Source organism: Candidatus Fermentibacter sp. (assembly GCA_030373045.1).
GTDB lineage: Bacteria > Fermentibacterota > Fermentibacteria > Fermentibacterales > Fermentibacteraceae > Fermentibacter.
The window spans coordinates 113,501-127,924 of record JAUCPW010000003.1 but is presented as its reverse complement, the minus strand read 5'-3'; the positions used below and the strand labels follow the sequence as shown (position 1 = coordinate 127,924).

Sequence of the window (14,424 nt, the reverse complement as noted above, 5' to 3'; positions counted from 1 at the left end):
CGCTGTCTCGTGGGCTCGGAGATGTGTATAAGAGACAGATGCGGCCCGGCCCGTGGAAGAAAGCTGGTCGGGGCGACTGGATTCGAACCAGCGACCCCTTGAACCCCATTCAAGTGCGCTACCGGACTGCGCCACGCCCCGACCGGCCGGAAACTCTACGTCGAAACTCCGCCCCCGTCAACGGCCATCGGGTCCCTCCCGAGGGCTTCTATGATGGCCCGCAGCTCGTTGCAGGCTTCCGCCAGCGGGCTGCCTCCGGAGCCGGGGGCGGCTTCGGCCGGGATCTCGAGCTCCATCTGCTCCTGGCCGGCGGCGTGCCTCAGCTCCTCTATCTTCTGCCTGGCACCGTCGACCGTGAACCTCTCCTCGTAGAGGAGTCTCCGGATGAGCCTGATGAGCTCCAGGTCGCGCGGCCTGTAGACCCTGTTGCCGGACTGGTTCTTGGAGGGGCGCAGCATGGGGAACGCCGTCTCCCAGTACCTGAGGACGTGAGGCTTGAGGTCGGTCATGTCGCAGACCTCGCTGATCGAATAGTAGAGCCTTTCACTTTCCCTTGGCACCGTGCTTCACGTCCTTCTTCGATCCTGTCCGCGATCCATCACTGGTGACAGTCGAGTCGGAATCCTTCCCTCTCCTTGGCACCTTGCTTCACGTCCTTCTTCGATCCTGTCCGCGATCCATCACTGGTGACAGTCGAGTCGGAATCCTTCCCTCTCCTTGGCACCGCACTTCACGTCCTTCTTCGATCCTGTCCGCGATCCAGACACGGTATCCTCGAGCCTACTTCTTACTCTTGGTGCCGGGCCTGGCGTCATCCTTCGGGCCGCCCACGGGCTGCGTGAGCCTCTTCAGGAGCCTCTTCAGGAAGGGCTCCTCCTCGCCCAGGTGCTTCCTGACCTCGAGCAGATCCCGCTTCGCCCTCTCGTTGTCCTCGTTCCAGGACAGGGCGTCGTTCAGCGCGTCCCGGGCCTTCTGCCACTGCTTGCCCTTCATGTACGCCTCGCCCAGGAGGACATGGTTGTCGGAGTTGAAGTACTCGACTTCGCAGGCTATCCTGAGGTGGTCGGCGGCCTCGCGGTGGCGGAGCTTGCCGGCGGCGGCCCTGGCCAGCGCGCGCCGGAGCGCGGGCTGGCGCGGGTACTGCGGGATGAGCCTCTGCATCATGTCCGAGGCCTGCCAGAAGTTGCCCTGCTCGCAGAGCCTGTCGGCCTGCCGGATGGTCCGCCTGACCTTGTCGTCGAGCCTCTGGGCGGCACCGGCCCTGGGCTCCTCCCTGCCGGCCGCGGCTCCGGCGGAGGGTGCTCCGCGCTCCTCCCTCACGGCAGTCGATTCGATGCCCTGGATCGGGGAGAGGGTCAGGTCGTACTCGCGCCTGGAGGTGATGGAGCCGAGGACCTGGTAGGCCTCGTTGATCAGCATGAAGCGGGCGGTGGCCTCGGGGCCGCCGCCCGCTATGTCGGGATGCAGGCGCTTGGCGAGATCGAAGTAGGCCTTCTCTATGTCCTCCTTCGAGGCGTTCCTGGCCACTCCGAGGACCTGGTAGTGGTCCTGCTGCTCCCCCGCCTGCTCGGCGCCCGTCACTTGCGCGTCTGTCCCGCTACCTGAGCACCGCGAACCGGCTGGTGGCGCCGAAGCCCTGGCCGGTGACCTCGAGGGTGTACACCCCGGCCGGCAGCCCGTCGACGGGGATCGACACCTGGCTGGCGCCCTCCTGCAGGCTCATGCCGGGCATCTCGGAGACCACCCTGCCGGCGAGGTCTAGCACCCTGAGGTCGACCACGCCCTGGGAGACCAGGGTGACCGAGGCGGAAGCGGAGACCGAGGCGGGATTGGGCCACACCGGCCCGACCGAGAGCCCGCCGGACACGGGGGCGCCCTCCTGCTCCCCGATGCCCGTGAATCCCGGGGCCATCATGCAGATCCAGATGTTCATGTAGCGGCATGCCTCTTCCATCGCCGCCAGCCCCGAGGGGTTGCTCTGGTTGCCCCAGAAGCCGTCTTCATCGCATTCGACCGTAAGGGCCATGCACCTCGGGTGCCCGCCGCCGTTCCAGTACGTCCAGTCGACCGCGTCACCGTTGGCGTTGTAGCCCAGCACGTCGCCGCACTGGCCTGCGGCGTAGCCGTTGTACTCGGTCATGGCCGCGCTCCAGGCGGCATAGGTGGCCTCGTCGGGGGTGTTGCTGTTGTTGTAGCCGTAGGGCCTGAGCAGGTACCCGCCGTAGGTGTGGTAGTGGATGCCGCCCACGGGGTCGATCGAGTCGATCAGGTTCATGACGGCCTGGGTCTCGGGCTCGCTGCCGGCGCTCGGGCCGCGATACGTCTCGTCGTAGGGGTCGGGGCTGGAGCCCTCGTCGTCGTATCCCCACTGGTACGGGTAGTTCCTGTTGAGGTCGACCCCGTCCGGGGAGCTCTGGTTCTTGCGGACGTTGCCGCCCATCGGGTTGCAGTTGAGTATGTAGCTGTCGGGGTTGACGATGGGCACGAAGTAGACCTGTGTGTTGTCGAGGATCCAGGTGGCCATGGTGTCGCTGTCGTAATTGGTGGCAAGCCAGTCGGCAAAGTCGATGAGGCAGGCGTTGCCGCCCGGCTCGCGGGCGTGGGTGAGCGCCGTGAAGTACATCGCGGGCTTGTACGCCCCTCCGACCGAGCTCGACATGCGGATCATCATGATGTCGCGGCCCTGGACGGAGGTGCCTATAGACACGGGCGTGTCGACCAGGTCGGAATGCTCGGCCGAGAGGGTGGCCCAGAAGGCGTTGTTCTCCTCCCAGCTGTAGTATGCTCCGGCATCGCCCCTGTTCTCGTCGGTCAGCATGCCCCACTCGACCGGCAGGACATCATACCTGCCGGAGTAGAAGGCGGCGCGGCCGGTCTCCCTGTCGGGGAGACAGACGTCGATCCAGCCCTCCCTGGCGTTGGCGGCGGCGATGTCCATCCCGTCGGCCGCGAGAACGTCGAGCGTTCCCGGCGATACATCGAAGATCCGCACGAGCCTGTCGGCCGATGCGGGCACCGCGGCAGCCAGGATCAGCAGAAGAGAGCCGAACCTCATCTCAGCCTCCATGGTTGTTGACTTCCGGCGTATGAACAGCTAGTTTCGTGCCTCGAAACGGATAACACCGGGGGCCTCGAAGAGTTCCTCCGGGAGAGCACGGGTTTTCCCAATACTGCGAAAGGAGACCACGCTTGGCAAGGAGCGCCAGTGCGGCCAAGAACATGAGGAAGGATGCCAGGAGGCATCTCCAGATCAAGAGCCAGCTCCGCACGCTCAGGACCGCGATGCGCCGCGTGCGCGAGGCCTCTACGACCGAAGAGGGCGCCGAGGCGATGAAGACCGCCCAGTGCCTGCTCGACAGGGCCGGCCGCAAGCGGATAATGCACCCGAACACAGCCGACCGCCTCAAGAGCCGTCTCGCGGCCAGGATCAGAGAGCGCGGCTGATCCTCTCGATCAGGCTCCTGCCGCCGGGCATGTCCTTCACCGAGTAGCCCCCGGCGGCCAGGGCGTCGCGCATCCCGTCGGCCTCTGCGAACAGCTTCCGCTCCCTGAGCATTGACCTGTATTCGGACAGCAGTCCGAGCAGGAGGGGCTCCGTATCGGAGGATCCGGATGCCGCCCTGGCCGAGAGGCCCAGCAGTTCGCAGGCCATCAGCGAGAGCCCGCCCGACATCGCGGCCCTCTGACCCGGCTCGACACCTGTCTCCAGCGCCTGGTTGCACTTCCTGACGTACTCGAACAGCACGGCCACGGCTCCGGGCGTGTCCAGGTCGTCCGAGAGCCTGCCCGTGAATGCGGTCGCGGCCTCCTCCACGAACTGGAGCGCGGAACCGGGCGGCGGGCTGCCGGGATCGGACGGTCCCAGCCTCGAGGCCAGGTCGCGGATCCTCCCAAGGGCGCTCGCGGCGGACGACAGCCCCTCGTCGGAGAAATCCAGAGGGCTGCGGTAGTGGCTGCGCAGGATGTAGAGCCGGATGGTCATGGGTTCGTACCGCTCGAACATCTCCTTGAGCGAACGGGCGTTCCCGAGGCTCTTGCCCATCTTCTGGCCGTCGATCGTCACCATGTTGTTGTGGAGCCAGAATCTCGCGAACTGCCTCCCGGTCGCGGCCTCGCTCTGGGCTATCTCGGACTCGTGATGCGGGAAGACGTTCTCCAGCCCTCCCCCGTGGATGTCGATGGTCTCGCCGAGGTAGCGCATGGCCATCGCAGAGCATTCGAGGTGCCATCCCGGGAAGCCCCAGCCCCAGGGCGAGCGCCACTTCAGGATGTGCCCCGCGTCGGCCTCCTTCCAGAGGGCGAAGTCGAGCGGATCGCGCTTGTCGGCCTGGACCTCGACCCTGGCTCCCGCGACGAGATCGTCGGGCCTGCGACCCGACAGCCTGCCGTAGCCGGGGAAGCTCCTGACGGAGAAATAGACGTTCCCCCCGGCCTGGTACGCGTGCCCCTTCTCGATGAGCGCCCTCACCAGCTCGATCTGCTCCGGGATGTGCCCGGAGGCGCGGGGCGAGATGTCGGGCCGGAGGTTCCCCAGCCTGTCCATGTCCTCGAAGTAGGACCTGGTGTACTTCTCGGCTATCTCCATGGGCTCGAGCCTCTCGAGCCTGGCCTGCCTCTGGAGCTTGTCGTCGCCCGTCTCTGAGTTCTCGGACAGGTGACCCACGTCGGTGATGTTCTGCACATACCTGACCCGGTAGCCTTCATGCCTCATGAACCTCACCAGGACGTCGAAGGAGACGTAGCTCTTCGCGTGACCGAGGTGGCTGTCGCCGTAGACCGTCGGCCCGCAGACGTAGACTCCGGCCGAAGGGGGCGACAGGGGCTCGAAGTCCCTGGTGGAGCCTGTAAGCGTGTCGTGGAGCCTAAGCATCCCGCCCTCCGAAGTAGTCTATCCTCATGGCCCGGCGGACCCGGCCGAGCGTCTCGTCCGCCTCGGCGCAGGCCCTCTTCGTGCCCTCGACCAGGATCTCGTCGATCAGGCCCGGCCCGGAGAAGGCGGCCCGCCTCTCGCGCATCGGGTAGAGCAGGGCCTCCAGGACCTCGACCATCCGCTTCTTGCACGCCACGCAACCGATGGTGCCCGCCCTGCAGCTCTCCTCGACGGACTGCGACTCCTGCGCATCGAACGCCCTGTGGTACGCAGCTATCGTGCAGATCTCGGGATGGCCGGGATCGGACTTGTGTATCCGCGCGGGATCCGTGACGGCCGACATCACCTTCTCGCGCACGACGGCCGGCTCGTCGGAGAGATGGATGCAGTTGCCGAGGGACTTGGACATCTTGGCGGAACCGTCCGTGCCCACGAGCCTCGGAACGCGGCTGACGAGAGCCTCGGGCTCGGGGAAGACGGGGCCGTAGAGCTCGTTGAACCTCCCGGCCACGAACCTGGTCATCTCGATGTGCGGGAGCTGGTCCTCCCCCACCGGCACAAGGTCGGCCCTGCAGAAGAGGATGTCCGCCGCCTGGCTGACGGGATACCCCAGGAAGCCGTAGGTCATGTCGGTATATCCGTACGAGCCGGCCTCGGACTTGATCGTGGGGTTGTGCCTGAGCCTGTTCACCGTGACGAGCATGGAGAAGAAAACGGTCAGCTCGGCGATCCCCGGGACCATGCTCTGCACGAACATGACCGACTTCTCCGGGTCGAGCCCGGCCGAGATGTTGTCCAGGGCCACCTGCCTGACGTCGTCCGAAAGGCGGTCCGGCCTGTCGAAGTTGGTCGTGAGCGCCTGCACGTCGGCGACTATGATGAAAGTCTCGTACTGGTCCTGCAGGGCGGCCCTGTTGAGAAGTGAGCCCACGAGATGACCGAGGTGGAGGGCTCCGGTGGGCCTGTCGCCCGTGAGAATGCGCTTCTTCATCATGCTCCGTGGGCGGGTCTGCCCGGGAATCCGGGAGCGTCGGCCTCCCTGAAGGAGGTCAGGTCGATCTCTCCGGTATGGGTGTCGAGAATCCTGTACACGTCGTCCACCAGGGGCTTCAGCCTGGGGCACAGCCTGGAGTAGTCATCGAGGTACCTCATGGTCCTGGGCAGGGAGTCGAGATAGCCGGCCCGCTCGAAGGCCCTGTACTGGTAGGCGAACGTCCCGGCGGCCTTCAGGCTCCTCTGGCAGGCGCAGGCCGCGACCCTGAACAGGTTCGACCTCCCCGTGGAGTGCAGGAACTTCCTCGCCAGGGTCTCCCATGTGGAGCCGATGTCGACGTAGCTGTCCCTCAGAATGCTCACCAGGTCGTATTCGGGAGGGCCGAACCGCGCGTCCTGCCAGTCCACCATGACTACCGAGCCGGACCTTATCATCAGGTTGGCGCTGTGGAAGTCCCTGTGGGCGAAGACACGCGGACCTTCGGAAACCAGCGCGCAGAGGTTCCGGAAATGCTCCTGGAGAGCCTTAACCTCGTCGGGCGGGACGCGGAGCAGCCTGAAGAAGAGGTGTTCGAGAGTGTGGTCGAGTTCGGCGGCGAAGAAGCTCGCGGTGAAATGGCGCCTCCCCGCGATCGACTCGGCGCATTCGGACTGCGTGAGCTCCCTCTGCATGCGCTCGAGGAGCTCGAGGGCGTCGCCCAGCGACTTCCTGTAGCCTGCGGGAGGCAGATCCAGGAGCCTCGTGTCGCCCAGGTCCTCCATGATGGCCCAGCCGGCGGGGATGTCCGTGAAGTAGAGCTCGGGCACCGGGAACTTCCTGGAATGCAGGAGGTTGTTGATGTCGACCCAGGAGTCCATCGGGATCCTGCCGCTCTCCATCGCTATGAAGGACTCGTACTGCGTCACGACGCGGAAGAAGGACCGCCGGGAAGCGTCGCCGGCCAGCGGGGTGAATCCCGTGACGGGCCCCACCCTGCTCCGCACCCATTCCTCGAACATTCCGAGCGTACCGGTCTCAGATATCACCCTGGCTCCCCGGGAAAGCCCGTCGGCGGCCCGAACCGCCGCACGGGTCAGAGTCTACTCCATTCCGGCACCGGGTGGCGAGCCGCCGCGCACCTCGTCCCATGGGAGCACCGACGAGACGAGTTCCCCTCCCGCCAGTTCCGATCCGTCGAGCATCACCGAATCGGCGAGCCGCGATCCTCTCCGCACCCGGCAGCCCCTGCCCACGAACCAGCGGCCCGAGAGTGCGGCTCCATCCTCCACGACCGCCTCCGGATGGACGAAGGAACCCGTCGAGAGGAGCCCCGCCCTGTAGCTCTCCACGGAGCCCGTGTCGATCCACGAGGCCCCTGGTCCGGCTTCGTGCACCGCGAGCCTCATCCCGGCCTCCGAGGCGGATCTGGCGAGCCCGTCGAACATTCCGGCGCCGGGCATCCTCGAAGCCAGCCCGAACACACCCGGTTCCATGATGCCGATGCCCCAGTAGTGCATCCCGCAGGGCCCGCATCCGAACGAACCGTCACCCCCCGCCGCTAGCCTCCCGTATCCTTCGAGGGGGGGACCGGCGAGCACGGTCCAGTCGCTGCCGGAACTCCTGTGCGCCGCGAGCATCGCTCCAGGGTCGGCATCCGTCACCATGTCCGTGTTCACCACGAACCATGTCCCCCGGGCCACGCCGGCGAGTCCGGCGACTGTCCTGCAGGCGCCCAGCGGCCTGCTCTCGAAGAGGATCCCGCACTCCGACCCCGTGGCCTCCTCGATCGTCCGTCTCACCAGATCGGGGCACCTCGAGGCGTTGGCCATCATCCTGCCGGGTCCCAGGGCGCCCAGGGAGGCTGCCAGTCTTCCCAGGACCGTTCCCGCTCCCCACGGAAGAAGCGATTTTGGCCTGAGAAAGGAAAGGGGTTCCGCCCTGGTGCCGCTGCCCGCGGTCAGGAACAGAACCCCCTCGAGCGGGACAGGCTGTGGTTCAGCCGTAGATCTGCTTCCTGTTGCAGTCGCAGAGCTTGATCCTTCTCCGCTGGGGACGCCAGTTCCCCTGGTCGTCGGTGACTGAGGCGTAGTGCACGACAGGAACCTTGTCCTTGCCGCACACCGGGCAGTTCTCGTGAGCGATCGTCCTCACCTCGTGGGCGAGTTTCGCGGTAAAGCTGCGATCCTTCTTCGGCATTGCCTATCCTCTCCTGCTCATGGACGGAACGGCCCCCGCCGCCGCGAGGACCGCGTCGAGCCTCTTCCTGTCTCCTGTCTCGCGGAAGGCCGCGAACGCAGCCTCCAGCATCGATCCGACGCCCCTGCGGACCTGGACGGCATCGTACCTGCCGCCTGCGGCCCACCAGAATGGGCACGAGTATAACATCCCGTCGGCGAGGGCCGCAACATCCCTTCCCGGGCACCCCCGCGCCCACGGGAGCACCAGGTCCCTGAGCGCGTACAGGGCGGAATGGTCCGGAACGTCGGGATCGCTCCACAGGGGCCAGGGGACTCCCCTGTCGAGGTCGGCCGGAGTGGTGGACCATGAACCGCGCGGGACGTCCCCCTCGCGCGCAGGGAACGCTCCGGCCACTTCGGACAGGGTCGAGAGCCGGGCTCCGCCGGCTTCCGGGACCGTCTCCAGGAACGGTATGAGGAATCTCTCGACGGCTCCCTTCCTGTGATGTCCGAAGGTCTCCCCGTCGAGGGCGATGACGATGTACGCGTCACGGCCGCCGGACCAGCGGGAGAGCCCGTCCAAAAGGCGCAGGGCGGTGGATCCCCCGTCGGTCTCGTGGAACGCTATCCTGTTGCTCCAGAAGTTGCTCCGCAGGAAGACGCGCAGCCCGCCCACCGAGGGTATCCAGTCGAACGGGGCCTGCCTGCCGGAGTGGACCCAGGGGATGTCGTCGGTGATCGTCCAATCCAGCCCCAGGCGGGAGAAGAGGGAGGCGAGGGACGGATCCCAGGCCATCTCGGGAGGGAACACGCCCCGGATCTCCCTGCCCGGCAGGAAGGAGGCGTTCCCTTCGGTGTTGAGCCCGATCTGCCTCTCCGCCTCCGACGGAGGCACCAGGGGCAGTATGGGGTGGTAGGCCCCCGATGTGCAGAGTTCGAATCCCCTGGCGCCCGCCAGGATTTCGAGGGTCCCGGGCGCGCTCTCGGAGAGCCGCCTGGTCAGGGACAGGTTGATGTTGAGCGTCACCCCCGCACCCGTGGCGGCCAGGGCACGGGCGAGGGGCGCATAGCATTCCCGGTCGATCAGGGCGAGGGTCTCCGCGTCCTGGGTGGGAGGCTGGTAGAGATGCAGGAGCAGGGCGACCCGATTCATCCCGGGAAGCTCACCTCGACCGTGTCGCCTTCCGAGAGGCCCGTGAAGAACGAGGCGCTGCCCCCGCTGAGGGCGACCTCGAGCAGGCCGCAGCTCCCTTCGAGGAGCAGGAGGCCGGGGCGCGCGGGACCGTAGGTGTCGGCCGGCCTCAGAGTGAAGCTGCTGCCCCTCGGATTCCTCAGGGCGACGGGCTCGCGCCCGCCGAGATCCTCCCACGTCAGCCAGAGTATGCAGTTGCCGAAACCGTCCACCCTCGCTATCGGGACATCGAGCACGCCTCCCCTGGCCGAGGCCGAGCCCTTCGGGAACCTCACCAGCGTGGCCGGGTCGACCGCTTCGAGCGATTCCATCCAGCCCCTGTCGGAGAGCGCCCTTGCCAGGGCGGGTGCGAAGATGTCCCTGCCGTGGAAGGTCGGACTGCAGGCGTGCGCGGGCATCGGCAGGGAGAAGGCCCTCTCGGTGTCCACCCAGCTCAGGAGCCCGTTGTCGGGGCAGGCGGTCACGCATCCCCCGCACTCGGCGAGGATCGCCCTCCGGGAGGTGCCCACGCCGGGATCGACCACGGCCAGCACGCCCGATCCGCGCGGAAGGCGTGGCAGGCTCACCATGAGGTCGAACGCTCCTCCGCGGATGTCGCCCGGCGGGATGCAGCACGTGAGGTCGACGAGGTTCGCCTCCCCTCCGAGAGCTCCGAGGAGGGCCGCCTTCATCTGGCCGCAGTAGGTGTCCCTGGATCCGAAATCAGACAGGACGAAAACGTTGTGGATCATCTGTGCCTCACTACGACCAGCGTCTGGTCGTCCGCTCTGGGCTGCCCGGCCGAATGCCTCTTCACCGCATCCAGGATCCTGGAGACTATCTGCCTGCTCGAGAGGTCCCTCGATCTCAGGGCCACATCCACGAGGCGGGAGAGGCCGAACTCCTCTCCATCCCGGTCCATGGCCTCAGTGATGCCGTCCGTGTACAGGATCAGCACGTCGGCAGTCTCGAGGTTCATGAAGCCGTGCTCGTACTCGGCTCCCGGAACGGCGCCGAGGAGGAGCCCGCCCTCGGTGAGCAGCTTCGTCTGGCCCTCCCTCTTCACCAGTACCGGAGGATTGTGGCCGGCGTTGACGTAGGTCAGGAGGCCGCTGTCCAGGTTCAGCACGCCGTAGAAGAGGCCGGCGAGGGAGGAGCCCTCCGCCCCTGCCGAGATCGAGTCGTTGACACGGCGCATTATCTCGCTGATCGAATAGACGTTCTGGACCTGTGCGTTGAGGTTGCCCTTCAGGCTGGCCATGGTCAGGGCCGCGGGGATGCCCTTCCCCGTCACGTCGCCTACCGCCAGCCCGAGGTTGTTCTCGGGCAGCTCGAAGAAGTCGTAGTAGTCCCCGCCTATCTCGCGCGCGGGGCTGTAGAAGGATTCGACGTCGTAGGACTCCAGCCTCGGGGCGTGGTCGGGGAGCAGGTCCTTCTGAATCTCCCGCGCCGTGCTCAGCTCCTCCTGGATGGTCGCTCCGGAGGAGACTCTGTTCAGGAGCAGGTCGGGCAGCCTCCTGCGGACAGGTTCCGAAGCCAGCAGCACCGGGCTCGAGGTCACGAGCCTGGCCGATTCCATCCGGATCTTCTCGTCCGGGTCCTTGAGGAGCCCCGAGACGATCTCGGCGGTATCCGGCTCGGACAGGAGCTGGTGGTGCTCCTCCAGGAGGGATACGACCTCGCGCCTGACCCCGGGCGAGGGATCGGCGGACGCATCGGCGAGACGGGAGAGCATCCCGGCCAGGGGCAGGTGGATGGCGTCAACCACCCCCCTGACGGCTCTCGCCCTCACGGTGGAGTCATCGTCGGCCAGGAGCTTCCCCAGCGCTTCGGAACACACCGGCCCGAGCCTGCCCGAGAGCCTGCCCAGGGCCTCTCCGGCCACGGCCCTGACGGACCTCTCCGGGTCGCCGGCCAGTGCGCCGAGGATGCGCTCGGCATATTCGCCTCCCAGGCCCTGCCTCAGGATGGCACGGGCGAGGGAAGCCCTCACCAGGGGCGAGGAGTCGGCGGCCAGGTCGTCCACGAAAACGCGCCCGTCCGCTCCGAGCGGGTCGAGATTCAGGATCACGAACCATGCGAGACGGGCCCTGGTCTCGGCCGGACCCGTTCCGACGAGCTTGCGGCACGAGAGGGCGGCTATCTCGACGAGGTCCCACCTCTGCCTGGCCATGAGCTGCCCGAGCGCTTCCCGGCCCTGGTAGGCCTCGGAACCGAGCGCTGTCTCCACGAGGTCTATCTGGCGCTCCCGGTCGAACACCCTGAAGTACCTCAGGATGAGCGACGCGAAGGGATGGTCGCCCGAGATGCGGCTCTTGGCGATGTTCCAGAGCCTGTCGTCCTCCTCGCGGGTGAGCCAGGAGTGGTTCATCAGGAGGCACGTGACTATGGCGGTCTGGTCCTTCTCCTCGAGATTCGAGACCAGGGCCCTCCTGACATCTCCGTCGAAGTACCTGAGCCTTCCGCCGATCTGCCTGGCCACCATGCCCTTGCCGCCCGACGGAAGCTTGCCCAGCAGGATCCACAGGAGATCCGTGAACTCCTCGGAGAACTCCTCAGGAGCCCTGTTCAGCAGACCCCATGCCAGCCTGGCCGAGAGCCTCCCGTTGCCCGAGGACAGCACGCCGTTGACGGCTTCCTTCTCGTCGGCGCCCACCCTGGGGAACCTGCTGCCGATGAAGGCCATCAGCTCCCCCCTGACCTCCTCCGACGGATCTCCGACCAGTGTCGAGAAGTACCCGCCGGGATCGTCGGCGAGCCCCCAGATCGAGATACCGTGCATGAAGGAGGCCCTCACAGAAGCCTCTGGGTCGGAGACCAGGCGCCCGAGGATGTCGCGGAAGCGGACGTCCGTTCTCGTCCACTGCATGGAGGCGGCCTCGGCGAGGCTCCTCCTCTTGCCGGGATCGGGGGATGACGACAGCCTGTCGCAGAGGCTGACTATCCCCCCGTCGACGGCGGACGGATCCTTGAGAAGGACCGTGAGAACGTCGACGAGGTTGTCCCCGTCCTCCTCGCGCGAGGCGGCATGGATCAGGACCGCCTTCTCGTCCGCGGAGAAGACGGGATGGAAGTGCGCGAGGCTGAAACCGGCCTTCCTGACCCTCGATTCGCGCGAAGAGAGTAGGATCTCGGAGATCGAATGCACCAGCGGGTCTCCGCGGGAGATCATGGTCCTGATCGCATCGTCGGCAGCATTCATCAGGGTCGCGTCGGACGTGGCGAAGTGGTGCTCGCCGTCTATCGTCACCCGCCTGAACGGGGCCACGCCCCTGGCCGCGTCGCTTCCGGCATATCGCGCCGCGAGCTCGTCGGGTGAGGGGAATCTCCCGGCGTGGATCAGGAAGAGCCTCTCCCAGAGGTCGAAGAGGGTATGCTGGAAGAGGTTCTCGGACACCAGGGGTTCGAACATCGAGATGAGCACGTGCTCCGCCGCGTCGACGGGATCCAGCGAGAGCAGCCTGTCGTACTCGTCGTGCCCCTGTTCGAGCCTCCAGCCCCTGCTCCCGGCAGGCGCGGGCAGGTTGACGTGGGCGTCGCCGTAGGATGCGAACAGGATCTCGAGCTTCGGGGAGGACGATGCGAGGACGAGCCTGCGCCTGTGCTCCGTGGCCCGGATCATCAGCGAAAGCGCGACGTCCCAGATGTAGGCCGACCAGATGCCCGTGAAGCGCCTGAGAGTGTCCAGATCGTAGAAGACCGCGCAGTCCTCCGGGCCCGTGAGAATGCTCTCGACCTTCCTGACATCGAGGTCGGCGGAGATCAGCTCGATCGGGTTGAGCCCCTCCCCGGCCGAGATCGACAGGAGGAGCCTCGCCATGGAGGTCTTCCCCGAACCGAGCGATCCGCTCAGGCAGACGAACCCCCGCCGCCTGAGGACGTCGAGGGCCCTGTCGAGGGAGGGAGTGTCGACCATCCCCCGGTCGATGTGCCCGAAGCTCTCGAGCAGGCTGTCGCCGCAGGGATAGGGGAGCCCGTCGCGGGAGACGTTCGAGAGCCATCCCGCAACCTGGCCGGAGATGATCCGGAGGGCTTCCTCGGGCGTTCCGAAGATCCAGAAGGTCTTCCAGGAGCGCAGCTTTGCATGGATCGCGTCCTCGGAGACCGGTTCGCCTAGGCTCAGGGCCGCCATGGGCAGCGACAGGGCGAATCCCTCGTAGAAGATCCTCCTGATCTCGTCGGAAGGATCTCCGTTGAAGACGAGGAGCACCGCGTCGGAATCGGACGGGCTGTCGACCAGCTCGACGCCGTCGGCCCAGGCAGGCGGCCGCGCCCTTCCGAGGTCGTTCCTGAGCAACTCGACCAGCCCGCCGGGGAATGTTCGCCTCTCGGCGGCGAGACAGAGTCGGAGGTATTCCACTTATGTGAGGGGCCAGGTCAGGGTGACCCTGGTGTTCCCTTCTTCGTCGAGGCCGAATTCGACCCATCTCGCGAGGTTCCGCGCGATCAGTATCCCGCGGCCCCTGTCGCAGAAGAGCTTCTCCCCCTCGCCGGGCTGGTAGCCGAGATCGCACTCCGGCTTCCAGGATCCGGTGTCGGACACCTTCACCAGCAGCCTTCCGGGGAGGACCTCGAAGTCGACCCTGACCTGCTTGTCGGCGTTCATCCCGTTGCCGTGCTCCATCCCGTTCTTGACGAGTTCGAGCACAGCGATGGAGAGGGATGTGAGTTCGTCCTCCTCGACTCCGGCGGCCAGACCAACCTTCTCGACGAAGACCTGGACGGGTTCGAGAAAGGTCTCGATGCTAGGGACGGCGAGGCTTATCGGGCTCAAGCCCCGGCACCGCCTCCGAAGCTTCTGATCGCCTCGGCTTCGTCCTGGAAGGTCTCGAAGATCGTGATGAGCTTCGTGATGATGAAGAGCTCGTGTATCTTCTTGGTGGCGTTGAGGATCTTTATCTCGCCGCCGGCCCTGCTGATCGTGGTGTGGCCCGACACGATCACACCGAGGCCCGAGCTGTCCATCCAGGACACCCCGCCGAGGTCGAGCAGCACCTTGTTGTGCCTGTCCTGGTTGACCACGTTCTGGAACGACGTCTTGAGCTCCATGAGCTCGGGGCCGCTAATGAGCTTGCCGGACACCCTGAGTATCGTCACGCCGTCCTTGATCTGCTCCTGGATCTTCAATGCACACCTCCGCGATGTATGGATCCCACTTTCGGCACGGATATCTCAAAGCTCGCCCCTGCTGTAAAGCCCCCGCCCCTGTCCGCCCAGGTCCAGGCCCGGGCAT

General features: G+C 66.3%; 14 protein-coding genes and 1 tRNA gene. 1 reads left to right on the top strand and 14 read right to left on the bottom strand.

The genetic code is table 11. The features are described from left to right. Nucleotides 1–64: 64 nt before the first annotated feature. From QUS11_01175 to QUS11_01160, 4 genes are all read right to left on the bottom strand, one after another. Nucleotides 65–141 (bottom strand) — tRNA-Pro (locus tag QUS11_01175). 14 nt (nt 142–155) lie between these two features. Continuing rightward, nucleotides 156–560, bottom strand: a complete 405-nt coding sequence (locus QUS11_01170; GenBank protein MDM7991904.1) for a MerR family transcriptional regulator — start codon at nt 558–560, stop codon at nt 156–158. 220 nt (nt 561–780) lie between these two features. Beyond that, entirely contained in the window at nt 781–1,581 is an 801-nt protein-coding gene (locus QUS11_01165) for a J domain-containing protein (GenBank protein MDM7991903.1), read from the bottom strand. Between the two features lie 16 nt (nt 1,582–1,597). Continuing rightward, complete coding sequence (locus tag QUS11_01160) at nt 1,598–3,055, bottom strand: M14 family zinc carboxypeptidase (GenBank protein MDM7991902.1); 1,458 nt, start codon at nt 3,053–3,055, stop codon at nt 1,598–1,600. Between the two features lie 134 nt (nt 3,056–3,189). Here QUS11_01160 and rpsT point away from each other — a divergent pair, with 134 nt between their 5' ends. Further along, entirely contained in the window at nt 3,190–3,444 is a 255-nt protein-coding gene (rpsT, locus tag QUS11_01155; GenBank protein MDM7991901.1) for a 30S ribosomal protein S20, read from the top strand. Here rpsT and cysS read toward each other — a convergent pair. Genes cysS through QUS11_01105 form a run of 10 tightly spaced genes read right to left on the bottom strand, consistent with a single transcriptional unit; the run spans nt 3,428 to nt 14,318 of the window. After that, entirely contained in the window at nt 3,428–4,870 is a 1,443-nt protein-coding gene (gene cysS, locus QUS11_01150; GenBank protein MDM7991900.1) for a cysteine--tRNA ligase, read from the bottom strand. The two genes, rpsT and cysS, sit on opposite strands and share 17 nt — an antisense overlap. Next, nucleotides 4,863–5,861, bottom strand: a complete 999-nt coding sequence (gene trpS, locus QUS11_01145; GenBank protein MDM7991899.1) for a tryptophan--tRNA ligase — start codon at nt 5,859–5,861, stop codon at nt 4,863–4,865. Before trpS ends, cysS begins: the two co-directional genes overlap by 8 nt. Then, complete coding sequence (locus QUS11_01140; protein MDM7991898.1) at nt 5,861–6,889, bottom strand: phosphotransferase; 1,029 nt, start codon at nt 6,887–6,889, stop codon at nt 5,861–5,863. Before QUS11_01140 ends, trpS begins: the two co-directional genes overlap by 1 nt. A gap of 54 nt (nt 6,890–6,943) precedes the next feature. Beyond that, on the bottom strand, nt 6,944–7,804 hold the full coding sequence (locus tag QUS11_01135) for an NDP-sugar synthase (GenBank protein ID MDM7991897.1): 861 nt from the start codon (nt 7,802–7,804) through the stop codon (nt 6,944–6,946). 34 nt (nt 7,805–7,838) lie between these two features. Beyond that, a complete protein-coding gene (locus QUS11_01130) occupies nt 7,839–8,039 on the bottom strand; it encodes a hypothetical protein (protein ID MDM7991896.1) in 201 nt (66 codons plus the stop codon). Between the two features lie 3 nt (nt 8,040–8,042). Beyond that, nucleotides 8,043–9,173 (bottom strand): hypothetical protein, encoded by a 1,131-nt coding sequence (locus QUS11_01125; GenBank protein ID MDM7991895.1) that lies wholly within the window; start codon nt 9,171–9,173, stop codon nt 8,043–8,045. Next, a complete protein-coding gene (locus tag QUS11_01120) occupies nt 9,170–9,943 on the bottom strand; it encodes an SAM-dependent chlorinase/fluorinase (protein MDM7991894.1) in 774 nt (257 codons plus the stop codon). Before QUS11_01120 ends, QUS11_01125 begins: the two co-directional genes overlap by 4 nt. After that, nucleotides 9,940–13,551, bottom strand: a complete 3,612-nt coding sequence (locus QUS11_01115; protein MDM7991893.1) for a SpoIIE family protein phosphatase — start codon at nt 13,549–13,551, stop codon at nt 9,940–9,942. The genes QUS11_01120 and QUS11_01115 overlap by 4 nt, the downstream gene beginning before the upstream one ends. After that, on the bottom strand, nt 13,552–13,965 hold the full coding sequence (locus QUS11_01110; protein MDM7991892.1) for an ATP-binding protein: 414 nt from the start codon (nt 13,963–13,965) through the stop codon (nt 13,552–13,554). Further along, entirely contained in the window at nt 13,962–14,318 is a 357-nt protein-coding gene (locus tag QUS11_01105) for an STAS domain-containing protein (protein ID MDM7991891.1), read from the bottom strand. The genes QUS11_01110 and QUS11_01105 overlap by 4 nt, the downstream gene beginning before the upstream one ends. Between the last annotated feature and the right edge of the window lie 106 nt (nt 14,319–14,424).